General features: G+C 34.4%; 18 protein-coding genes. 3 read left to right on the top strand and 15 right to left on the bottom strand.

The window, feature by feature from the left end:
- Positions 1–3,090 (bottom strand): SusC/RagA family TonB-linked outer membrane protein, encoded by a 3,090-nt coding sequence (locus A8B35_RS19105; RefSeq protein ID WP_068474994.1) that lies wholly within the window; start codon positions 3,088–3,090, stop codon positions 1–3.
- 259 nt (positions 3,091–3,349) lie between these two features.
- Between A8B35_RS19105 and A8B35_RS19100 the strand changes: the two genes are divergently transcribed.
- Positions 3,350–4,210: an AraC family transcriptional regulator gene (locus tag A8B35_RS19100; protein ID WP_222844187.1), complete on the top strand. Its 861-nt coding sequence runs from the start codon at positions 3,350–3,352 to the stop codon at positions 4,208–4,210.
- A 79-nt stretch (positions 4,211–4,289) separates the two neighbouring features.
- Here A8B35_RS19100 and A8B35_RS19095 read toward each other — a convergent pair whose 3' ends face one another.
- The 4 genes from A8B35_RS19095 to dapA form a co-directional block, all read right to left on the bottom strand.
- Entirely contained in the window at positions 4,290–5,573 is a 1,284-nt protein-coding gene (locus A8B35_RS19095) for a glycoside hydrolase 5 family protein (protein WP_068474988.1), read from the bottom strand.
- Positions 5,574–5,838: 265 nt separating this feature from the next.
- Positions 5,839–7,971 (bottom strand): Tex family protein, encoded by a 2,133-nt coding sequence (locus A8B35_RS19090; RefSeq protein ID WP_068474986.1) that lies wholly within the window; start codon positions 7,969–7,971, stop codon positions 5,839–5,841.
- A gap of 385 nt (positions 7,972–8,356) precedes the next feature.
- Complete coding sequence (locus tag A8B35_RS19085; RefSeq protein WP_068474982.1) at positions 8,357–9,103, bottom strand: NADPH-dependent oxidoreductase; 747 nt, start codon at positions 9,101–9,103, stop codon at positions 8,357–8,359.
- A 94-nt stretch (positions 9,104–9,197) separates the two neighbouring features.
- Complete coding sequence (gene dapA, locus A8B35_RS19080) at positions 9,198–10,085, bottom strand: 4-hydroxy-tetrahydrodipicolinate synthase (protein WP_068474979.1); 888 nt, start codon at positions 10,083–10,085, stop codon at positions 9,198–9,200.
- 178 nt (positions 10,086–10,263) lie between these two features.
- On the opposite strand from dapA, the gene A8B35_RS19075 reads away from it, so the two are divergent.
- Together A8B35_RS19075 and A8B35_RS19070 are read left to right on the top strand one after the other, a co-directional pair.
- Positions 10,264–10,926 (top strand): aspartate kinase, encoded by a 663-nt coding sequence (locus A8B35_RS19075; RefSeq protein WP_068474976.1) that lies wholly within the window; start codon positions 10,264–10,266, stop codon positions 10,924–10,926.
- Between the two features lie 26 nt (positions 10,927–10,952).
- Positions 10,953–11,444 carry a low molecular weight protein-tyrosine-phosphatase gene (locus A8B35_RS19070; RefSeq protein ID WP_068474974.1) on the top strand — a complete coding sequence of 164 codons (492 nt, stop codon included), beginning with the start codon at positions 10,953–10,955 and terminating at the stop codon, positions 11,442–11,444.
- Between the two features lie 16 nt (positions 11,445–11,460).
- Here the strand turns inward: A8B35_RS19070 and A8B35_RS19065 are convergent, their stop codons facing one another.
- The 10 genes from A8B35_RS19065 to ruvX all read right to left on the bottom strand — a co-directional run bounded on the left by A8B35_RS19065 (position 11,461) and on the right by ruvX (position 24,015).
- Positions 11,461–12,138 carry a cytidylate kinase-like family protein gene (locus A8B35_RS19065; protein ID WP_245820818.1) on the bottom strand — a complete coding sequence of 226 codons (678 nt, stop codon included), beginning with the start codon at positions 12,136–12,138 and terminating at the stop codon, positions 11,461–11,463.
- Between the two features lie 178 nt (positions 12,139–12,316).
- On the bottom strand, positions 12,317–14,539 hold the full coding sequence (locus A8B35_RS19060; RefSeq protein WP_068474968.1) for a RelA/SpoT family protein: 2,223 nt from the start codon (positions 14,537–14,539) through the stop codon (positions 12,317–12,319).
- Between the two features lie 99 nt (positions 14,540–14,638).
- Positions 14,639–15,916, bottom strand: a complete 1,278-nt coding sequence (locus A8B35_RS19055) for a M16 family metallopeptidase (RefSeq protein ID WP_068474965.1) — start codon at positions 15,914–15,916, stop codon at positions 14,639–14,641.
- A 37-nt stretch (positions 15,917–15,953) separates the two neighbouring features.
- Positions 15,954–17,204, bottom strand: a complete 1,251-nt coding sequence (locus A8B35_RS19050) for a M16 family metallopeptidase (RefSeq protein ID WP_068474962.1) — start codon at positions 17,202–17,204, stop codon at positions 15,954–15,956.
- Positions 17,205–17,252: 48 nt separating this feature from the next.
- Entirely contained in the window at positions 17,253–18,203 is a 951-nt protein-coding gene (locus tag A8B35_RS19045) for an NAD(P)H-dependent flavin oxidoreductase (protein WP_068474959.1), read from the bottom strand.
- A gap of 146 nt (positions 18,204–18,349) precedes the next feature.
- Positions 18,350–18,802, bottom strand: coding sequence for a cold-shock protein (locus A8B35_RS19040; protein WP_068474956.1), 453 nt, complete (start codon positions 18,800–18,802; stop codon positions 18,350–18,352).
- A 249-nt stretch (positions 18,803–19,051) separates the two neighbouring features.
- Positions 19,052–21,466: a TonB-dependent receptor gene (locus A8B35_RS19035; protein WP_068474953.1), complete on the bottom strand. Its 2,415-nt coding sequence runs from the start codon at positions 21,464–21,466 to the stop codon at positions 19,052–19,054.
- An 87-nt stretch (positions 21,467–21,553) separates the two neighbouring features.
- A complete protein-coding gene (locus A8B35_RS19030) occupies positions 21,554–22,891 on the bottom strand; it encodes a sensor histidine kinase (protein ID WP_075603776.1) in 1,338 nt (445 codons plus the stop codon).
- Positions 22,892–23,038: 147 nt separating this feature from the next.
- A complete protein-coding gene (gene def, locus A8B35_RS19025; RefSeq protein WP_068474947.1) occupies positions 23,039–23,593 on the bottom strand; it encodes a peptide deformylase in 555 nt (184 codons plus the stop codon).
- Positions 23,590–24,015, bottom strand: coding sequence for a Holliday junction resolvase RuvX (ruvX, locus tag A8B35_RS19020; protein ID WP_068474944.1), 426 nt, complete (start codon positions 24,013–24,015; stop codon positions 23,590–23,592). Before ruvX ends, def begins: the two co-directional genes overlap by 4 nt.
- Positions 24,016–24,044 lie beyond the last annotated feature (29 nt).

Raw genomic sequence — 24,044 nt, 5'->3', positions numbered from 1 at the left:
TTAGAATGTAAACTCAACACCCATTGTCCACTTTCTCAACCTTGGATATCCTCCCCAATAGATCCCATCACTTCCTACTTCAGGATCGTAACCTTCGAAATTTGTAATGGTAAATAAGTTAGTAGCATTCATAAAAACACGTCCCCTCTTTATCCATGATACTCCAAACTCTTTGATATTGTATCCTAAAGAAAGGTTTTGAAGACGAAGGAAATTTGCATTTTGGATATACCAATCAGACATATATATATTTCTACCTTCTCTTAAACTAGGGTAATCATTCGTCTGGTTATCTTGAGTCCAGCGCAGTGGCATATTATTAGGCTCGCTAAATGCTTTTGTATTTAATACATCCTGACCAAAGCTACTATTGAAGAACATTGACAGGTCGAAGTTTTTATAACTCACCTGTAAATTTAAACTGGCAATTAAATCAGGATTTGGATCACCAATTACTGTACGATCATTTTCGTCGATTACACCATCTTCATTAATATCAACATATTTAAACTCCCCGGCCTGAGCCAACTTACCATCTAAGCCTGCAGCTAAACCATCGGCTTCACTCTGTACAATGCCATCAACTTTATGTCCGTAAAATACTCCAACAGCCTCACCAATTCCTAAAATACTTGGAATTGCTCTATAAGCTTCTATTGTATTTCCATAGAACTCATATTCCATACCCGTATTTGGATCCGTGCTTAAGCCCGAAGTAGAAGCATTTCCTAAACTCATAACCTCATTTTTATTATGAGATAACATAAGTCCTCCAGATATTCTCCAGTCGTTTCTATTCATGATATCACCATCAATAGTTAACTCAACTCCTTGGTTTTTAATTTCGCCATCGTTAATCCACATCTTATCATATGATGATGATGGTGATAACCAACGCTCACGAAGCAAGTCTGTTGTATACTTATAGTAATAGTCGGCCGTTATGCGCAAGCGACGATTAAAAAAGGCTAAATCAGCACCCACATTAACCTGTTGTGTAGTTTCCCATTTAAGGTCGGCATTAGGGATACCTCCCCAAGTCTTTTTACCTGTCTGATCATCCCAATCTACAACATAACCAGGACCAATTGCAGATTGCCAGCTGCCGTTTACATGATACTGATCTTGTCCGTAACGACTATTGATTAAGTAAGGATCAACCCCTTGATTACCCGAGATACCATAACTACCTCTTAATTTAAGCTCATCAAATACACCGAGGTTTTTGATAAAATCCTCATTATGCATTTTCCAACCCAAAGCACCTGATGGGAACATAGCCCAACGATTATTGGCACCAAATTTAGATGAACCATCGGCACGCATAGTGAAAGTAGCCAAATACTTATTATTATATACGTAGTTTAATCTGCCCAACCACGAATGCATTACAGTTTCTGAAATTCCATTCTCAACTCTCTGCTGTTCAGGAGTACCAACTCCGATGTTGCCCGTTCCTAAAGACTCATTTAAAAAACCTTTTGCATAAAGGTTTGAAAATCGAGTTTCGGTATATTGATACGAAAAACCACCCATTGCACTTAAGCTATGAACCTCATTAAAGGTTTTATTATAAGTTAAAAAGGTTTCTGATACAATTTCACTATTCTCCCAATTTTTAATTTCTGCAGCACCGTTATTATTAGTACCATCAGAAGTATAAATTTTAGGATTATAAACATCGCTGATACTACGTCCGAATTTATAATTTATTTGAGATTTAAACTTTAACGATGGTAAGATTTGAGCATCAACAAAAGCAGAACTAATTAAATCGAGAAAGTCATTTGTATTGATTCTATTTTCGGTTAAAGCAACCGGATGATCAAAATCCTGAGCACCAATCATAAAATAACCTTGTTCAGGATCATCGTTATTATAAACCGGGAAAATTGGATTTCGCCAATAGGCCAAACCACCATTATTATTACGGCTACCATTTGAAAAAATAACGTTAGTACCTACAGTAATATTCTCATATAGTTTCTGAACAACATTTAAGTTCAAATTCAACTTACTATAGTCATCCTCAACATAAACTCCTTCATCTGTAAAGTAAGTAGTACTAAAGCTAAACTGCGTTTTATCAGTCTGTGTACGAATAGCCACATTTGTGTTGTTAGAGACAGGATTACGAAATACCACATCATCCCAGCGCGTATTATACTGCCAAGAGCCATCGCTTAATTCTTTTACTGATGGATAATAAATACCATTTGCATCATTCGCACCAATATAAAAAGGCACTAAACCTCCATTTAGCCTAGCCTCATTACTAAGGCCTGCCATCAATACAGGATCCCTCCATAGATTTAACTCTGATGTAAAATCAGAAATAGTGTTTTGTTGAGACACTGAAACCTCCGTTGTGTTCTTAGAGCCTTTCTTAGTAGTGATCATTATTACACCATTAGCACCTCTAGAACCATAAATAGCTGATGCTGATGCATCCTTTAATATCTCCATAGACTCAATATCCTGAGGTGATATTTGCTTAATATCCCCTGCATAACCTATTGGAAAGCCATCTACAACAACTAAAGGATCGTTACCTCCATTTAATGAACTACCCCCACGAATTCGAATAGAAGCACCAGCGCCTGGATCATCAGAAGACATATTCACCTGCACACCTGCACTTTGCCCTTGCAATAGTCCATCAATAGAGTTGGCCGGCTTTGCAGGAAGATTATCCATCTTCACAGAAGCAACTGAACCTGTTAAATCACTCTTCTTTACAGAGCCATAACCAACAACTACTACCTCATCCAAACCCAACATTTCATCTTGTAATACAATATCAATTGTTGATTGATTACCTACTACAACTTCCTGTTGTTGCATTCCAATAATTGAGAACACAACTGTAGATTCAACAGAACTAACATTTAATAAGTAATTACCATCAATGTCAGTAATAGTTCCATTGGTTGAACCTTTCTCGTAAACATTTGCACCAGGAAGTGCAAAACCACTTGCATCACTCACTACTCCTTTTATTGTTCGTTGCTGGGCTGAAGCCAACAAGGAGAACGAACAAAGAGCAAGTGACAATACAATCACCTTAACTTTTTTAAACATTCTTTTCATAAATACCGCTTTTAATAGCTGAGCTTTAGTTTTTTTAATCTTTTTTAAGACATTACAAATGTATCCAAGCTAATGAGGCTTTTATACACAAATTAAGCTATTTTATGGTATTTTGATGAATAGTAAGTCGTATAGAATTAAAAATACCGACACCAGTAAGCTATAAACATCTACCAATCAGCAGTAAGTACACTTTTTAACAACAATGGTTTTATGAATAATTTTATTACATTTGTAGCATAACTAATACTTAATGCTGATGTACCAACGTATAATTAGAGAAATTGCACCTTTATCAACAGATGATTTTTTTGTAATAATGAATCATCCAACTGCAAAATTTGATTTTCCAGTTCACTTTCATCCCGAGTATGAACTAAACTTAGTGCTTAATGCTAATGGTAAAAGAATTATTGGAGATTCCATAATGGACTTTTCATCGGCCGACCTAGTTCTTATTGGTCCTAATACTCCACATGCTTGGACAAGTGAGGATAAGAATGCACAAGTTATTACGATACAATTTAATGCTGAATTCCCGAGCGAACATTTTTTATCAAGAAAGTTAGCGCTACCCATAAAGGAGTTATTAGAAAATTCGAAGATGGGTGTTTTGTTCTCGGAACAAACTACAAAGGAGGCTACAGAAAGGATATTAAAACTATCGAACCAACAAGGTTTTGACTCTGTATTAGAAATGCTTTCATTGTTATATGACTTAGCCATATCTCGTAATAAAACGAATTTATCAAGTCCTTCTTATATAAGACAATTTGATACTTCAAAAAGTAGAAGAATAAAATTAGTTACTAAGTACTTGCACGAAAACATTCACAACTCTATAAAAATAGGCGATGTTGCAGATCTAGTAAACATGTCTCCTTCAGCCTTTAGTCACTTCTTTAAAAAGCGAACGCAACGTTCTTTTACCGACTTTTTAACTGAAATGAGAATTGGAATGGCTGCGCGTTTATTAATAGATTCGGAAAAAAATATTTCGGAGATTTGCTACGATTGCGGATTTAGTAATGTTTCGAACTTTAACCGCGCTTTTAAAACTCAAAAAGGTTGTACACCGAGTGAATTTAGAGCTCAACAGAAATTAGTTTCTATTTATTAAGAGATAGAAAACCTATAAAATAAGAAAGGGAGAAATTACAATATGAGTAATTTCTCCCTTTCTTATTTTTAGATGAGTATTATAATTTACTCATCTGATCTTTTATTAACTGGAGTGTGGATAAATCGGTATTATAAACACCATACCAACCCTGTAGCTCATGAGGAGGATCAGCTACAAAAGCATCCCCTTCGTTCCAGTACTCACCTGGTCTTGGCGGACGTGCCTCACCTGAATATCCCCAAAAGTTTATCCCTTTTATCGAACCTTTTTTATTGATATTTGAAACCATATTATTAAAAACATAGCTATAATACTTATCTCTATCAGTAACTGGGGCATCTATATCATAAGAAAACTCATCTCGAGCTAAACCATACTCTTCTAGCACAATAGGCTTATTTAACTTTGCCGAAACTGAGACATGATCATTCCAATAATCATCAAATTGATTTATCATCTTAGCATAAGCACCTTCCCCTTCACCTGGAGTAAACCAATTCCAGTTCTGAACCCAAATGTGCATAGTTATATAATCAATATCAGCGTAAGCATTATCACGCTCCGCTATCAGACCTTCTTTTACCGATGGTGTATTACCCTCTGAACCTAATGATACCAAATGGTCAGGAGCTAAAAACTTTAACTTTGCAGCTGTAGATTTAATCCAACGCTGAAATGGCTCCTCATTATCGTATCCTCGCGGCTCATTAGCTAACTGCCAAGCCATAATAGTAACATCTTCATTGTAAGATTTACCATTAATCGTATTAGTTCTGCCTAGTACTTTATCGACGTGATTATTATACCATTTAAGCGAATTCTCAGAATTAAAGAACTCCTTAGTATATTCTCCATAATCCCACCAACCAAACTCATCCATTTGTGGATAAGGAATTTCACCTGCACCATCCCACTTCAGATATTGAGAGAAACCCCCACTCCAAGTCCAGAAATTACTTAAAACCATAACAGCCTTCATATCTCGCTTGGCCATTTCGCTTAGTAAGAAATCCAAGCCTTCGAACAAAGCCTCATCATAAACCCCAGGACTAGTCTGTAAAGCCGGCTGCATACAAAATTTAGAAGTCGCATCGGCTTCACAACCTGCCATTACACGTAAATTGGTAATACCATAACTTTTAAGTTGATCTAATTCTCGCTTTAACTGCTCACGGTTCCCATACTTCTCTGAACCTAGATGCATACCCTGCCAGTAGTTGGCTCCTGCATAAACATAGGGCTTACCATTTAAATAAAACTGATCACCTTTTACGGTAACAAAATTTGTATTTTCAATATTTTGAGTACACGAACTCAACATAATTTGTACTGAAACAAGCAGCAAAACAATATAACGCATATTTATTTATTTCTAGTTAATTGCAATTTTAGCATTGAGTACAAATATTATAAATAAAGTTTTTTGTTGTTAATAGAATAAAACTAATAAATGATAACATCTTGAATTCATAGGATCTTGCCGGATAAAGACAAAAAGGGAGTAACTAAATATTCTTTGAATATTTATAAATAGTACATTAAAAGTGGGGCAGATTTTATTTGAATTTAGAGATAGCTATTTCGAAACAAGTCTCGGGGAATTAATCCCCGAGTGATGAAAAAATTTAAACGTCAGCTTCTTTCATTGATAATTGAATTCGCTTGCGCGATTTATCTACTTCTGTCACTTTAACCTTCACATGCTGATGCAGATGAACTACATCATTAGGGTCACTGATAAAACGATCAGCCATTTGCGAAATATGAACCAGTCCATCCTGTTTTACACCGATATCAACAAAAGCACCAAACTTTGTAATATTAGTGACAATACCAGGCAAGGTCATCCCTTCATATAAATCGTCAATTGAGAAAATACCTTTTTCAAACTCAAAAACCTTAATAATCTGACGCGGATCACGCCCTGGTTTTTCTAGCTCATCAATAATATCCTTCAGGGTTGGCAATCCTATTGTATCACTTATATAATCATTTAATTTAATGCTCTTTCGTTTTTCTGTATCACTTATTAATTCAGTCACAGCACAATTGTTATCCTTGGCCATTTGTTGCACTGTTGCATATGATTCTGGGTGAACAGCCGAATTATCCAATGGATTTTTAGCATCTGTAATTCTCAAAAAACCTGCAGCCTGCTCAAAGGCTTTTGCACCCAAACGAGGCACTTTTTTAAGTTGAGCACGAGATGTAAAAGCTCCATTTTCTTTTCTGAATTCCACAATATTTTTAGCCAATTGAGGACCTAATCCCGATACATAGGTAAGCAAATGCATACTTGATGTATTTAAATCTACCCCAACTTTATTAACGCACGATTCAACCACACCATCTAATGATGATTTTAAAGCATTCTGATCCACATCGTGTTGATACTGGCCTACACCAATCGATTTTGGATCTATCTTCACCAACTCGGCCAATGGATCCATTAACCTGCGTCCTATTGATACAGCACCGCGAACTGTTACATCGTACTGCGGAAACTCATCTCTAGCCACTTTACTTGCTGAATAGACTGAGGCGCCATCTTCACTTACCACAAATACTTGTATATCCCTATTGTATTTCAAATTACGAATAAAGCTTTCCGTTTCGCGCGAAGCGGTTCCATTTCCAATGGCTACTGCCTCAATTTTATAGGCATCCACCATTGAAGATATTTTTTTGGCTGCTACTTTAGTATCGCGCTGTGGCGGATGTGGATAAATATTTTCGTTATGCTGTAAATTTCCTTGCGCATCAAGACAAACTACCTTACAGCCTGATTTAAAACCTGGGTCGATAGCCAACACTCGTTTTTGCCCCAAAGGTGACGACAATAATAATTGACGCAAGTTTTTCGCAAACACATCAATGGCCTCTTCATCTGCTTTTTGCTTTGACAAATTAGAAAACTCTGTTTCTATTGAAGGAAATAACAATCGCTTACAAGCATCAGTTATTGCTAATTGAACTTGATTAGAAGCTTCGGTGTTTCCTTTCACATAAAAACGATCCAAACGCTCTTGAATTCTTTCTGCATCTGGGGTGATATTAACTTTTAATATACCCTCCTTCTCTCCGCGTCTAATAGCCAATAAGCGATGCGACGGACACTTTTTTAAGGCTTCACTAAATTCAAAGTAATCACTATACTTTGCACCTTCAACATCTTTTCCCTTAACCAATTTTGAACTTACAACCGCATCTCGTCCATAACCCGATCGAACTATATGACGAACCGTTCCATTTTCACTGATCCATTCAGCAATAATATCACGTGCACCTTGTAATGCTTCATCAATATCAGAAACATCACCTTTTACAAATTGCGCGGCCTTAGATTCCACATCGCGCTCATATTGTTTCATCAATATTTTAGCCAAGGGTTCTAAACCTTTTTCTTTGGCTTTTACAGCACGTGTTTTTCGCTTCGGTTTATAGGGTAGATAAATATCTTCAAGCTCTGTAGATGAGAATGTATTTTCGATTTGAGCTTTTAAATCTGCACTTAAATTCCCTTGCTCTTCAATGGTTTTTAAAATGGTTTCTTTACGTTTCTGTAGTTCTTGTAACTTCTCAAATCGCTCCTTTACATCTGCCACCTTCATTTCATCCATACTACCTGTCATCTCCTTACGATAACGACTAATAAACGGAACTGTGGCACCTTCTCCTAAAAGATTAACAACCTGTGAAACATGCTTCTCTTGTAGCTTTAATTCGTTTGCTATTATGGCAACAATTTGTGTAATCATATATTTTATTGATTGTACTGAATTTACTTATGAAACGCAATTATACCAATAATACATTAAATATTGCAGAGGAAGATTTATAAATAGTTTATGAAAAAAAAATGTGAATAATGATACTGTAAAACTGTTTGCATTACAAAAATCACACAGCTTTATAAAAAAGCAAAGGCTAATGCCCACCGACACTAGCCTTTATACTATCAACTAACACACACATTATTTATAAAGACACAACACTTTATAAACAAATAGAATTCTAAATTTGATAAACAAATATATGCATCACTTTTGATATTCCTTATGTTAATTGACTAACGACACTTATTCATTGAGAAAACCACTTATTTCTGTGATTCACCATAAAAATGAACCGACAAAACTTCACTTATTGATTCATGAAACCTTGTTTTTCAAGTACTGATAACAAAACTTTACTAAAGGCCTCATTATCTGATTTTTTATACCTTATATCTGTAAATACCTGAGCCAAGTGTTCTTTACTATTTTCTAATACAAATTGCTTATTCTCGGGCAACTCCTCTTTTTCTTTATAATAAGCAGCAATCTGTTCATCAGTATAATCCTTATATTTTTCATAATGAACAAGCGATTCAAGTGGCAGACGATCCGTTAACTTCGGATCCTCATCCGGGTAACCGAGAGTAATTGTGGTGATAGGAACAACTCCTTTAGGTAAATCTAAAGTATCAATAATTTTATCAGCTGTATATATTGTTGTACCAAAGTAACATATTCCCAGCCCTTTACTTTCTGCTGCAATACAAACATTCTGTGCAACCAACAAAGCGTCAATCGCACCAGTTACAAATGATAGAAAATTATTGTAACCCGGTTCTGCATTATTTAATTTGCACCATTTATTGAATCGATTATAGTCGGCACAAAAAGTTAATAAAACAGGAGCATTCTTTACTGCTGGCTGATTAAAATGTAATGGAGCAATTGCCTTGCGCATTTCAGTATCTTGACTTACAATGATACTATATACTTGCATATTTCCGGTTGTAGATGCTCTTATTCCTGCATTTAAAATCGCATCAAGAACCTCAGCCTCAACTGCCTTATCCTTATATTTTCGAATACTTTTATGATTTAGTATTGTTTCTAACATAATCCTTTATTTTAAAACAAATATAAGAACAAAAAAGGCCTTTCTAAATAAATAGAAAGACCTTCTTCAATCATCATCAACAAAATATAAATTCTTATAACAAACCTACTTTTTTCATTTCCGCTACTAATAATTCTTTATTATTAGCATCCATTTCACAAAGTGGTTGTCTGTACGTTTCTTTCAATAATCCCATTTCTGCGAGTGCTGCTTTTACAGGAATTGGATTCGACTCGATAAACAATAAATCCATTAAGTTTTGATATTTATAGAATATCTTATTGGCTTCTTTTACATTTCCTTCCATTGATAATTGCATCAATTGTGCAAACTCATTTGGAATAATATTAGCAACTACAGAAATACAACCATCTGCACCAGCATAATTAGCTGAGGTTGATAAAAAATCATCACCGCTATAAACAATAAAATCTTCAGCTGTATTTGCAATTATCTGAGTAAAGTAACTTAAGTCGCCAGCAGCCTCTTTAATTCCTACAATGTTATCAAAATCGTTCGCTAATTTAGCCACTGTATCGGGCGATAAGCCAGCTCCAGTTCTTGACGGCACATTATAAAGTACAATAGGTAGATCAACATTAGTTGCAACCGCTTGGAAGTGATTATAAATTCCTTTTTGAGTTGGCTTATTATAATAAGGCACTACAACTAAAGCAGCATCAGCACCTAAATCTTTAGCTTTTTGCGTTTTTTCAACAGCAGTATCTGTTGAGTTACTGCCTGTACCCGCTATAATAGGAATACGACCATTTATTAATTCAACAGCTCGCTTTATCAATGCTTCATCTTCTGCATCTGTTAAGGTAGGAGTTTCACTAGTTGTTCCACACACCACAATACCGTCGGTTCCATTTTTTAAATGAAACTCAACTAATTTATCATATGCATCCCAATCAATACTTCCATCCGCTAAAAACGGGGTTACAATCGCAACAATTGAGCCTTTTAAACTAAAATTCATATTCTCGAAACTTTATATAATCTGCAGTTATTCAAATCTTGTTTGCAAATATAGTATTTCCTCGATCAATACTAAAAATATGTAGTTAAATAAAACTAGTTTATAACACTTTGTTAAATTTTAAACAATTCGTAAATTTGAAGTCTTTAGAAGTATAACTGAAAACAAAACAAGTTAGATGATTACTATATCGCAAGCTGTTGAATCAATCATAAAAGTAAAGCCTTTTATTGCTGAAGCATTATCCGAAGGTTTAATAAATGTATCAGCCCTTGCCCGAAAAATAAAGCCTGATATAGAAAAAGTTATCCACAAAGAGTGCAATCAAGGTGCTATAGTGATGGCATTAAACAGATTATCTCCCAATTTGGCAAATTCATTTTCATCTGACTTAAAAAAAATGATAAATATGTTGGGCGACATTATTGTCCGTTCCGACCTTACTGATTACACTTATACCAACTCAAATACACTTGTTAAAGGGCATATGAAAGTATTTGAAACTGTAGCTTCACATTCTGATATATTCTATACAATGGTTCGGGGAGTGCATGAATCAAATCTAGTAATCAGTAGTTTATACTCCAATTTAGTTGAAGAACATTTTAAAGGGGAAGAACTTAAAGAAAAGAAGGTAAATCTGTCCGCAATAACATTAAAGTTACACGAGAGTAACAGTCAGGTCCCTGGATTCTATTATAATATATTAAAAGCAGTTGCCTGGGAGGGCATCAATATTATTGAGGTAATTTCTACTTCAAACGAATTTACTATTTTAGTAAATGATGAAGATGTAGATAGAGCATTCTCTGAGCTAAAACAATTAAGAAGAAAGCTTTAACTCACAACAACCAAATACAATTAACAATGGATAAAACAAAAATATTATTTGTATGCCTAGGCAATATCTGCCGTTCGCCAAGCGCTGAAGCCGTGATGAAAGCTAAACTAGCGGAACATAAATTATCAGATAAGTATTATATTGATTCAGCAGGAATTACAGGGTATCACGAAGGTGATTCTGCCGATTCACGAATGATGCAGCATGCAAAAAAGAGGGCATACCAATTAACTAGCATTAGCCGACCAGTAAAAGCAAAAGATGATTTTGCTAATTTCGATTTTATTATTGGAATGGATGATAGTAATATGACTGATTTATTTAATCTCGCACAAACAGATGCTGATATCTCGAAATTAAGTAAAATGACGGATTACAGTATTAAATTTTCAGAGACAAATGTACCTGATCCATATTATGGAGGTTCGCAAGGGTTTGAATTGGTACTTGATTTATTAGAGGATGCATGTGAAGGCCTTATTTCTCAGCTAGAAGAACATAAAAAAAAGGGTAGTTAAACTACCCTTAATATTATTAAATTATCCCTCTTGTTTCTGCCAGTATAATAATTAGCTCAATAATTTCATCATCCGTCATTTCTTTACAATTAAACGAAGCATCATAAAACTGAACATCTGGCACACCTCTCTCAAAATATTCTCTGAACTTCATGCGGCGCTCATCCATTGCCAAAGCTTCTCTTTCGGCCTCCCCAAGAGATATCCCTAAAGTATGACTCAAAATTTCAGCTCTCCACTGCAGTGGTGCAACCAATTTAATATGTATCGATTGCTTAAAGTTTTTAGTGATGGCTTCGGCTGCTCTTCCTACTATTACAACATTTCCTTCTTCTGCAGCATTATGAATAAAATTAGCAATTGTATTCTTTATTTTGGTTTCGCCCGGGTAATAATCTTCAGAAAAGAATAGAGCCAAATTGTCGAAGAAACCTTGTTTTTTATAATCAGACAAGTGCTTTGTTAATTCACTCGATAGTTTTAATTCTTTTGCCGATTGCTCTATGATTTCTTTACTAAGCCATTTCCAATTAGCAGTGCGATTTTCACGAGTTAATTTATCATTGATAACGCGATAAAGCTGTTCACCAATCCTTTTACCAGGGCAGCCATATTCTCTTGAAATAGTAATGACTGGACCTTGTGAAAAATCAACAGATGAAGTAGGTTTAGTTTTCCCTTCTCTTTCTTTCATATATTTTAAAAACACATTATCCATAACTAAATCATTTAAATGGTTAAACTACAAACGTTAGGTCAAATCATCATAATACTTGTCCTAAATAAATAAAATATAATATGTATAAGATAAAAAGAAAATTGAAGTAGTCCAAAAAGAAAAAGGAGAAACTACCGTTTCTCCTTCATATATATTATTGCTGTTGCATTCGCTCTTGCCGCTCAACAGTATGCACCCCTTTTATCCTCATAATATTGTATATCAAATTATTCAAATCCTCAACATTATGGATGTACAAAAAAATATTCCCTTCAAATATACCATCGTGACTTTCAAAATTAATGGATCGCATATTTACGTTCTGATCATCGGAAATTACCTTTGTAATCTTACTTACAATACCCATCTGATCAATACCTGTTAATTTAATAATGGCGAGAAATGATAGTAGCTTATGGGTTGACCATTCCGCTGAAACCAATTTATTTCCTTGGCTAGACATTAACTTTAAGGCAACCGGACATTTTCTATTATGCAGTATTACTTTTTGGTCCTCATCTACATACCCAACAACATCATCACCCGGAATTGGATTACAGCATGAGGCGATTATATAATCATTCTTATCTGTATCATCAGTTAATATTACAGATTTGCGCTTGTCTATTTTAGGTTTCGGAGTTTCCTTCTTTTTTCCGGCTCCAAAAGATAAAGTCCAATATTTTATCCACTTATTCGTGGTTTTTTTACGAAGAACTTTATCTAAATCTTTTAAAGAAATTTTATCTGATGCAATTTTAAAATAAAGCTCGTCTTTTTTCTCAATTTTATAATAGTGCAGAATCTTATCTAAAATACGTTTGTGTATGGTAAGTTTCTTTTTTGATAGTTCGCTTTGAAGCAACTGCTCTCCTTTACTAACAAGCTCCTTACGTTCTTTCTTAAAAACCGATTTAATACTGGTTTTTGCTTTGGCAGTAGTCACGGTAGATAACCATTCATACTTAGGCGTTTGCTTTTCTGAAGTGATAATCTCAACCTGATCGCCACTTTTCAAAACGTGACTGACAGGTACTAATTTGTAATTAACCTTAGCACCAATACATTTGTGTCCTAAATGCGTGTGAATATCAAAAGCAAAATCTAAAACGGTTGCTCCTTTAGGTAATACTTTCACATCACCTTTAGGTGTGAATATTGAAATTTCAGAAGAAAACAGGTTCAACTTAAAATCATCCATAAACTCAAGCGAATCTTGAGATGGATTTTCAAGCAAGTCTCTGATTCTCTGCAACCAATTTTCAAGTTCAGACTCTTTCTCACTTAAACCTTTATATTTATAATGAGCTGCAAAACCACGTTCAGCAATATCGTGCATTCGCTCACTTCTAACCTGAATTTCAACCCACTTTCCGCGAGGACCCATAACCGTAGCATGCAAAGCTTCGTAGCCATTTGCTTTTGGCGTACTAACCCAATCCCTTAATCGATCAGGTTTTGGTTTATAAATATCCGTTATAAGAGAATATATATTCCAGCATTGTGCCTTTTCTGGCAACAGTTCATTACTTCTGAAAACAATCCGAATGGCCAATAAATCGTATATCTCATCAATAGTAACATTCTGCTTCTGCATCTTTGTCCATATGGAAAATACTGATTTTGGTCGAGATTTTATTTCATAATTAATTCCCGCATCATCGAGAATACTTTTAATTGGATCAATAAATTTTTCAAGAATATCTTTATTCTGAAGTTCCTTCGATTCAATTTTGCTAGTTATATCATTATAAATAGAAGGGTGCTCGTACTTGAGACTTAAATCTTCAAGCTCAGTTTTGATGGCATGTAAACCCAAACGATGTGCTAATGGGGCAAACATAAATAATGTTTCACCCGCAATTTTAAGTCGCTTATGCTCGGGCATTGACCCAAGAGTTCGCATGTTATGAAGTCTATCTGCGAGTTTAATTAATATAACTCGGATATCTTCAATCATAGTTAGAAGCAACTTTCGAAAATTCTCAGCTTGAGCTGATTTATTTTTATCGAAAACACCATCTAATTTGGTAAGGCCATCAACAATAGAAGCTACTTTTTCGCCAAAAATATGGCTTAAGTCCTCATAGGTATAATCTGTATCTTCAATTACATCGTGCAATAAAGCTGCTGAAACTCCAGTTGCTCCAAGGCCAATCTCCTCAGAGGCAATTCGAGCAACTTCAATTGGATGAAGAATATACGGCTCACCAGACTTACGTCGAACTCCACCATGAGCTTCATTCGCCAAATCGAAAGCCTTTTTCACCATTTTATACCCATCCTTAGTTTGACACTTAGGACAGTTTTCTATTAAGGATTCAAATTCTTTACGAATTAGCTCTTTTTCATCTTTTTCAGATATACTTTCACTCATCAAATAATATGCTCTTAAAATTTAACAAAAGATAATGAATATCCTTTATAGCCTATTAAATAAAGGCTTGTAACGAATAGCAATTATAAACAAAAATAACTACTTACCTGCTATAACGGTATAAAAGTCTTGTGGATTTAGATATTTTTGAGCCAAAGTTTGTATTTCTTTAGCTGTGATGTTTTTAACCAATTCGGTAAACTTATGATAAAAACTAATATCTGATTTAAATCCCATTAAACCACGATAAGCATCTGAAACTGCAAATGGCCCATCAAGGTTACGTTGTAATTCGCCTAACATATAGTTCTTTACACGAGATAACTCCTCATCAGAAACTAAATTATTCTGCATCTTGCCCATTTCGGCAAATATTTCAGAAACAGCTAAATCACGTTTCTCGGCAACAACTTCTGTAGAAACACCAAAAATACCAGCTTCAATAAATGAAATTGTATAAGAAGAGATACCGTAAGTTAAACCTTTCTCTTCGCGGAGGTTTGTCATTAATCGAGACCCGAAATATCCTCCAAAAACGGTATTTAAAACCTGAAGTGGCAAATAATCTTCATGATCTTTAGTAACCGAGTTTCTCACTATTTTTATGGCACTTTGCTTTGCGTCAGCTTTCTCAACTAAGAAAAAACGCCTTGCTTCTCCCTTTACCTCGGGCAATTTTGGCTCTTCGGGAGCTGCAACACTCCAATCATCACCCCCAAAATATTGATTTAAGAATGACTCCAATTTATCGCCACCTCTACCTGATACAATTACTTCGCATAAGTTTGAAGCATACTGCTTTTTATAAAAATCCTTTAAATCCTCTACTCCTATCTCATCAAAATGATGAACTTTGGCAACTCTTCCATAAGGGTGGGCATTTGTAAATAAGATTTCTTGAGATTTACGGTGCGCTAGAGTTTTTACTTTCTCAGAATCAACAAGAAAATCTTGCTTCTTCTTTGCTAAATATATATCAAATTCATGCTGACTAAATACAGGTCGTTTTACAACCTCTTCTAGAACAGGCAATAGTTTATCTAAGTGTTTGGTTAAGGTATATAAAGTTACTTGAGAATGGTGGTAATTTGTTGACTGCGCAAGAAAAGCACCGTAATAATCTACTTTCTCTGCAATTTCAAAGGAAGTCATATTCTCAGTACCTTCAAGCATTAAGTTACTTGTAAATGAAGCTAATAATGGTTTATGAGATTGTACAACGCCTGCTGGAAAGATTAAATCAATTTTACAAACTTCCTGAGTTCCTCCTTCGATATACTGGACTGGAATACCATTTTGTAATTTAAATTCTTTTGCTGCCAAAATATTTAGTTTCTCTGGCTGCTTATATGTTGGTGCTTCTGCTCTATTAATCATAAATAAAAAATATTACTTACAGGTTTGATGATAATTACTAACTATTTTTCTTTGATTTTGATAGATAATGTAATTTTGAGCAATTGCTCTCAACCAAAACCTTTTTACAACAATCCTGTATTTGTTGTGCAGTAACTTTTCTGTATTTATCAACCTCAGCATTGGCATCTTCTGCTTCTCCTAATAATTCGAACTGTGCTAAATTCATAGCTTTGTTCAAGAAATTAATTTCAGAAAATGTGATGGTAGACTCTACCTTATTTTTAACTTTGTCCAACTCATAATCTGAAACCAACTCTTCTTTTATCATTTCAATTTCTTTCCAAATAGCCTTTTCTGCATCATCGATATTAACATCATCTGATACATGGCCTGAGAAAGTAAATATGCCAGGTTCAACATCGCCAGAAATATAAGCGTGTACATCGGTAAAAAGCTTTTGCTCTTTTATAAGATGTTGATTTAAACGAGAGCTAGTTCCGTTAGATAATACATCGGATAACAGATCCATAGCATAATAATCATCATCACGACGTGCGCACATGTGAAATGACATTTGAAGCATATCTGTTGGCACATCTCTTTCAACCTTAATAGATCTTAATTCTGTTTGAATAGGTTCTTCAGGTAAAGAGCGTGTGGCAACATCACGAGAAGGAATATCGCCAAACCACTTTTTTGCTAATTCATATACTTCATCAGGATCTACATTTCCAGAAACAGATAGAATGGCATTATTTGGTGCATAATGCTTATAAAAGAAACTCTTTACATCTTCTAAAGTTGCCTCTTCAATATGTTTTATATCGGCACCAATAGTCGGCCATTTATAAGGATGCGTTTTGTACATCAAAGGACGCATCAATAAAGGAACATCACCATAAGGCTGATTTAAATAACGCTGTTTGTACTCTTCAATAACAACCTTTTTTTGAACATCTAGTGAATCTTGAGAGAAATCTAACTCTAACATTCTATCAGATTCTAACCAAAACCCTGTTTCAATATTAGAAGCTGGTAAAGTAAGATAGTAATTCGTCATATCATTACTTGTCCAAGCATTATTGTCACCCCCTACATTTTGTAATGGTTCATCATACGATGGAATATTTTTACTACCTCCAAACATTAAATGCTCAAACAAATGCGCGAAACCTGTTTTAAGTTCACTCTCATCTTTAGCTCCAACATTGTACAACACATTAACCGCAGCTAAAGGTGTTGTTTTATCAGGATGAACGATTATTCTTAAACCATTATCGAGCGTATATTTCTTAATTTCTATCATTCTACTTATCTATATTTATGCGCCGACTTGGCTATAAAGCAATATCTGTTAATAGGTTCCCTTATTACTTAAACAAGTAACTACCTCATTGTATTCTTTAATCACATCAGTGATAATTTCTGATACTGATGGAATATCATTAATTAGCGAAGATACCTGTCCGATTTCTAATTCTCCTTCGTCAAGATCTCCCTCAAACATACCTTTTTTAGCACGTCCTCTTCCTAACATTTCTTTTAATTCTTCAGGAGTAGCTCCACGTTTTTGAGCAGCATCTACCTCATCTGAAAATTTATTATGAATTAATCGAACTGGTGCCAATTGCTTCAGGGTTAATACAGTTCCTCCTTCGTTAGCTTCAAGAACTTTGTTTAAAAAGTTTGGATGTGCTGAAGACTCTTTACTAACCGCAAAGCGAGAACCTATTTGAATTCCATCTGCACCCAAGGCTGTAGCAGCTGCCATTCCTCTTCCGGTTCCAATACCTCCGGCAGCTATCAATGGCAAATTTGTTACTTTTCTAATTTGAGGAATTAGAACCATTGTGGTTGTTTCTTCTCTACTGTTATGACCTCCCGCTTCAAAACCTTCAGCAACGATAGCATCAACTCCGCTATCTTCGCATTTTTTTGCAAAACGGCTATTGGCAATAACATGAACAACTGTAATACCAGCTGCTTTTAATTTTGATGTAAACTTTGCAGGATTTCCGGCACTAGTAAATACAATTTTAACCCCTTCTTCAATAATAATATCAATAAGCTCTTCAACATTTGGATATAAAAGAGGAACATTAACACCCCAAGGCTTATCAGTTGCAGTTTTCATTTTAGAAATATGCTCTTTCAACACTTCTGGATACATTGATCCAGCACCTAACAAACCTAATCCACCATTATTACTAACAGCAGATGCTAATTTCCAGCCACTAACCCAAACCATTCCACCTTGAATAATTGGATACTTAATATTAAATAGTTCTGTTATTTTATTACTCATGATTTATTCTTTTATCCAAATTTGAAAGCTAGCAAAGATACCCTTATTAATTTATAATTAATACAAATAAGAAAAGGAATCCGCTATATATTAAACCAAAAAAAAGCCACCCTTGGGTAGCTTTTCATTATATCTTTGATGTAATATTATTTCATCTTAGTTACTTGAACGGCATTAAGACCTTTTAAACCTTGCTCTAGTTCAAAAGTTACTTTATCGTTCTCTCTAACTTCATCAATAAGACCATTAACATGAAAGAAGTACTTTTCCTGAGTTCCACTTTCGCGAATAAAACCAAATCCTTTTGCATCGTTATAGAAATCAACTTTACCATTTCTAACCGAAGGCATAACTTCTTTACCACCTTTAGGTATAGAAATTTCGATTGTTGATGCATCAATTTTTGTTTTTGCTGCTGGATCCGGAGGAGTATCTGTAAGGTTTCCGTTTTCATCAACGTAAGCAATCATATCATCCAAAGTAGCACCTTTAGTTGCATTTTCTTTACGTTCTTCTTTTCTTTTAAGCTTATCTTGCTTCTTTTTTAACCTCTTTTTTTCGCGCTCTTTTTTGTTAAATGTCTCTTGTGATTTACTCATCTACTATTTATAGTTAATATTTAATACAATTCTGTTGTCTGTTGGCATCTATATTTGCTATGGTAAAGAATAGAACTACAAAAGCAAATACATCATGTCAGGAGAAAAAAACACAATTGACACAACTCGCTCTATTGCGTTTCTTTTGATCGGCACAAAGGTAATACAATTATTTGACTTTAGTTAATGATTTTGTTTACTAACATTGTACAAGTTATAAGTCCTCACAAAAAGTGGATAAATATTCCGTTAAAACTCAGCAATAATACCGATAGTAGGCAATACTGTACCTGATTCTGTATTTAAAGGAACCAAACTATATTGTTGTTCATTAGCAGGTGCCTCAGGATTTACGATAATTGGATTACCACCACCATCTAATTCTCTGATATATTTAGTAGGTTCTTTTGCCTTAAAATTATAGAGATTTTGAATATCAAGATAAAAACCTAGAGACCATTTTGAAAACGTGTAGGTTTTATCAATACGTAAATCTAATTGGTGAAAAGCTTCCAAACGCTCTTCGTTAAATTGACCATAATCGAGATATTCTCTTCCCTGAACATCCCATGCCTCTTTAAGCGAAGACTTCTCAACATCAACAGGCGTATAAGGCAAGCCACCAAGGTAACGCCACTTTAATCCTATATCCCAATTACGTTTTAATGATTTATTAACTGTTGCCGTAAATAAATGCTTGCTATCCCAAGAACTTGGCACAAACTCACCATTTATATTTGTAAACTCACTACGCACAAAAGTATATGCTGCAATAAAGCTATAGCCCTTAGCAGATGTTTGACGCGCCATTATCTCAAAACCATAAGCACGGCCATCGCTAGTTGGTGTAACTTCTTCATCACCTATAACTCCAAAATCTCCACCTTTACTAGCAATAGAAACCGAATCATTAACGCTAAACGGATAGTTACCATAATCTTTATAAAAACCTTCAAGAGTGATTTTTGTAAAATTATTAGGTTGATAAGCGAAACCTGCTACAATATGATCGGCATTAATATATTTTAAGCCATTTTGTTTATTCAGCAAGTCACCCTGCTCATTTCTGTAACCCATTGTTGTATATGCTGGCAATTGGTAATAACGCCCTACATTAAAGTTAAAGTATAAAGGTTGTGAAAGTTTAACAGATGCACTAAAACGAGGACTAATTTGGTCAAGCAAATTATTCATATCTGATGAATAATTATTAGCATCCATACGTAAACCTAATGATAACTTAACTCTATCGTTCCAAACTGGCAAACCAACCGAACCAAACATCGCGTATTTAAAAAAAGATAATTCTGAAGAATAGTAATCTTGAACAGGTGCTTCATTTTCGTAAAGTAAACGATAAGTGTCATTAGTATAGTTAGCCGATTCTAAGCCAACACCAGCATTTATGGTTAATTTATTTATGGCTGTATTAATTTCTGTTCTGAATTTATTTTCAATTTCAGAAGATGCATAATCGTAAGTTAAGTTCTCAGGCACTTCAATATTATCCTGATATTTATAGGATGAATTATCTAAATGATTTCGACTTGCCACCACAGTTAAATAACTCTTACCAAAATAGTGCTTATAGTTCACTCCGAAAGTATAATTCCACTGCTCATTAACTGGCAAATAAGCTAAGGTATATTGATTTTCAGGAGTATCACCTGCATTTTTATTTAACCTAAACTGATCAATTGCTCCAAAGCCCAAAAACGTAATTTCATTTTTCTGATTGATCTTTGTTTTTGTTTTAAACTGAAAATCAGTAAACGTTGGTAAAAATGGTAAATCTAATGCAGAAAATAAGAATTGTAAATAGGAGCGACGCGCAGATACAAACATTGAAGTTTTTTCAGAAACAGGAGCCGATGCTGATAAAGCAACTTCACTAGCACCTAACACAGCCTTAAAGTCAGTTCCTTCTTTACTACCATCCATTTGCTTAAATTCCATTACAGAACTTAATGCATTACCTCTGGCCGAAGGGAAAGCACTGGAATAAAAATCTACTTCTCGGATAAAATCAACATTCAAGATTCCAACCGGTCCACCAGATGCACCTTGAGTAGAAAAGTGATTTATAGTAGGAATTTCAATCCCGTCGATGAAAAATTTATTTTCTGAAGGTCCACCACCACGTACAATTATATCATTACGAAAAGAAGCTGAACTTGCTACACCTGGGAAACTTTGTATTACTTTAGAGATATCTCTATTTGCACCTGCACTTTTTTCTATCTGATCAATTCCGATACGACGCAAACTAACCGGACTTTCAATTTTATCGGCAAAAGGGGATGCTCGTACAGTTACTTCTTCTAAGGATTCTGAACTTGGTTCAAGATCTATTTCAACAAAATTTGAACGCACCTTGGATATCCTAAAACTCTCTGTTATTTTTGGTTTATATCCTAAAGATGAAATCTGAATTTGAATAAATTCATCCTCTATGCCTTCTAAGGTAAACCTTCCTAAAGAGTCTGTTGAAGTACCTATTGTAGTATTTCTTATAATCATATTTGCAAACTCAACTGGTTTATTCGAGTATGCATCTTTAATAATACCACTTATTTTTCCTGATTGCGAAAAGCCAAGAGTGCTTATAGCAAATAAAAGTATTATACTAATAGTTAATTTAGCTTGTTTAATGTTTAGTTTCATTTGTTTAATGTTTAGTTTCGATTAATAAACAAACATACGACAAAAAGGTTTTAGGAAACTCAATTTTCTATAAATCTATTTTACACATTATCCCCTTGTAAGAATAAAGGAAAACTCACTTCCTTTGTTTATCTCACTAGTTATACCCAATGCCGTATTATGCTGTTTTAAGAAATCGTGACAGATTAAAAGACCTGTACCGGAACCTATTTCACCATTTGTTCCTTTTTGAGTACTACCATAAATAGAATATTGCAAATCTTTAATCTGGCTCAGTTCTATACCAACACCTGAATCACAAACCTTAATAACTACTTTATCATTCAATATTACTGCATCTAAAGTAACTACTCCTCCTTTATGGCTGTATTTAATGGCATTACTTATTAGATTACGCAATACAGCAATAATGAGCTCTTTATTGCAAGAAACTAATAAATCCTTATCAATATTAGATTCTAATGTAATTGACTTTTGTGCGGCTTGAGTTTTAAATAAATCGATACTTTTTTCATAAATATCAATCAACAATTCTGGAGATTTACTTATTTCAGTGTTGTTCATTTGGGTTTTGCTCCACTGCAATAAGTTATCCAAGAAATCGTAGGTATTCCTAGTTTCTTGATAAAAAAGCTGCAAAACATTTGAATCTATCTCAATCTTTTTTTCCTCAGCTTCTCGTAACTTCACCTCAAAATAACCTAACATACTATTAAACGGTGTTCTTAAATCGTGAGATATAATAGCAAAGAAACGGTCTTTAACAGAATTAACAGCTCTTAATCTATCGTTTTGAAGATCAACTTTCCCTTTCTCATTTTCGAGTTCTTGCAGAGCTAGAAACAACTTTACAGATCTATTCTCTAATACATGTGCCGTTATACAAAAGAATAAAACGGCAGTTGCCAAATAAAAAACTGTTTTGGCAAATAAATTAGCATCCGTTATGTGCAGATCGTGCACCCAAAACGCAACCATACAAAAAGCAACACTATTTACAATTAATGAAACTGTAATAAAACGCTTGTCGCCTAATGAAACGCCCATTGATACTAATGTAATTAAAAATCCACCATAATAAGTTGCAGCATCTGGGCTATCTGAAGGTAAAAAAGAATACATTAACGGAATAGATATATTCATCACAAACAGAGCTATTCCGCTTATTATTTTATTATAAGCGTTAAAACTGCTATAGAAGGTTGAAATGAATGCAAATACCAATAAAGGAAACCCAAATAACAACCTAATTCTTAATACTGTTTCATATGAATTTCCAGTACCAAAGTAATCCATTAAACCAAATAAGGGATACCCAAGCATGAACATAAGGAAATAAAGCCTTATGTAGGGTAAGTTACTTTTGTATTGCCAAAGGTTAAATTGCTTACTCTGCTCTTTAGTGAGGTTTTTATTTGTGTGCATAGTTAGTTTTTAGCTGTACTCACATATGTGTATCAACACATATTATTTCTGCCAAAAATAATAATAAAAACATATTTAGCACCAAGTAAGTTATAATCAAAAAACGACATAAAAAAAAGCACCTCTAAAAGGTGCTTTTGTAAATAACTATTTTGTTTTAATTCGATAATTAACATCGGCTTTTCCTTTGCTTATGGATGTTAACTTACCTTTCAATAATCGTTTCTTCAATGGAGATAGATGATCAACAAATAATTTACCCTCAAGGTGATCATACTCATGTTGAACCACTCTTGCTGCAAAACCTTCGAGAACCTCTTCCTTTAATTCGAAATTGATATCCTCGTATTCAATTTTTACTTTCGATGGTCGTTTTACTTCTTCCCTAATACCCGGAAGACTCAAGCAACCTTCTGATTCTGAAACAATTTCATCCTCATAAAAGTCCGTTATAATTGGATTAATATAAGTTCTTTTGAAACCAGCCAATTCAGGAAACTCCTCTCCCATTGGGTCTGCATCAATCACCATTAATCGGATAGGCTTACCTATCTGAGGGGCAGCTAAACCTATACCATCCGTATGGTACATTGTTTGCCACATATTATCAATTAAATCACTTAAACCTTCGTAGTCTTCATCTATTTCTTCGGCTACCTTGCGTAACACAGGATGACCATATACATAAATTGGATAAATCATATTCTAAAATTTCCTTTTTGTTCTAAATAAGATTGCAAAATTATTGTGGCACTTATTTTATCTACCATCGCCTTATCTCTACGGGCTTTCTTCTTTAATCCTCCATCAATCATTGCTTGAAATGCCATCTTTGAAGTTCCCCACTCGTCTACCCATTCAACATCTAAAGTCGGAAATTTGTTTTTTAGTCTATTATAAAAAGGCTTAATGTACTTCATCGATTCAGAATCGGTCCCATCATTTTGCCTCGCATACCCTAAAACAATCTTATCAACTTGTTCAGTGGCCATATACTTTTCAAGAAATTCAACTAATGTATGGGATGGAACAGTATCTAACCCATTGGCAATTATTTGCATTGGATCTGTAACTGCTACTCCAGTTTTCTTCTTCCCGTAATCTAAAGCTAATATTCTTCCCACATATATAATTTTAAGAGCGCAAAAGTAAT

Origin of the sequence: Saccharicrinis aurantiacus (assembly GCF_001660705.2) — a bacterium.
GTDB classification, from domain to species: Bacteria; Bacteroidota; Bacteroidia; order Bacteroidales; family Marinilabiliaceae; genus Saccharicrinis; species Saccharicrinis aurantiacus.
This window is presented reverse-complemented; position numbering and strand designations above follow the sequence as displayed.

Excerpts from the sequence above, each read along its gene's own strand:
- A8B35_RS19055 (WP_068474965.1), bottom strand. The coding sequence starts at position 15,916 with ATGATTAATAGAGCAGAAGCACCAACATATAAGCAGCCAGAGAAACTA.
- dapA (WP_068474979.1), bottom strand. The coding sequence starts at position 10,085 with ATGAATTTTAGTTTAAAAGGCTCAATTGTTGCGATTGTAACCCCGTTT.
- A8B35_RS19035 (WP_068474953.1), bottom strand. The coding sequence starts at position 21,466 with ATGAAACTAAACATTAAACAAGCTAAATTAACTATTAGTATAATACTT.
- A8B35_RS19105 (WP_068474994.1), bottom strand. The coding sequence starts at position 3,090 with ATGAAAAGAATGTTTAAAAAAGTTAAGGTGATTGTATTGTCACTTGCT.
- A8B35_RS19060 (WP_068474968.1), bottom strand. The coding sequence starts at position 14,539 with ATGAGTGAAAGTATATCTGAAAAAGATGAAAAAGAGCTAATTCGTAAA.
- A8B35_RS19030 (WP_075603776.1), bottom strand. The coding sequence starts at position 22,891 with ATGCACACAAATAAAAACCTCACTAAAGAGCAGAGTAAGCAATTTAAC.
- A8B35_RS19045 (WP_068474959.1), bottom strand. The coding sequence starts at position 18,203 with ATGAGTAATAAAATAACAGAACTATTTAATATTAAGTATCCAATTATT.
- A8B35_RS19090 (WP_068474986.1), bottom strand. The coding sequence starts at position 7,971 with ATGATTACACAAATTGTTGCCATAATAGCAAACGAATTAAAGCTACAA.
- A8B35_RS19070 (WP_068474974.1), top strand. The coding sequence starts at position 10,953 with ATGGATAAAACAAAAATATTATTTGTATGCCTAGGCAATATCTGCCGT.
- def (WP_068474947.1), bottom strand. The coding sequence starts at position 23,593 with ATGATTTATCCAATTTATGTATATGGTCATCCTGTGTTACGCAAGGTA.
- A8B35_RS19040 (WP_068474956.1), bottom strand. The coding sequence starts at position 18,802 with ATGAGTAAATCACAAGAGACATTTAACAAAAAAGAGCGCGAAAAAAAG.
- A8B35_RS19065 (WP_245820818.1), bottom strand. The coding sequence starts at position 12,138 with ATGAAAGAAAGAGAAGGGAAAACTAAACCTACTTCATCTGTTGATTTT.
- A8B35_RS19075 (WP_068474976.1), top strand. The coding sequence starts at position 10,264 with ATGATTACTATATCGCAAGCTGTTGAATCAATCATAAAAGTAAAGCCT.
- A8B35_RS19085 (WP_068474982.1), bottom strand. The coding sequence starts at position 9,103 with ATGTTAGAAACAATACTAAATCATAAAAGTATTCGAAAATATAAGGAT.
- A8B35_RS19095 (WP_068474988.1), bottom strand. The coding sequence starts at position 5,573 with ATGCGTTATATTGTTTTGCTGCTTGTTTCAGTACAAATTATGTTGAGT.
- A8B35_RS19050 (WP_068474962.1), bottom strand. The coding sequence starts at position 17,204 with ATGATAGAAATTAAGAAATATACGCTCGATAATGGTTTAAGAATAATC.
- A8B35_RS19100 (WP_222844187.1), top strand. The coding sequence starts at position 3,350 with ATGTACCAACGTATAATTAGAGAAATTGCACCTTTATCAACAGATGAT.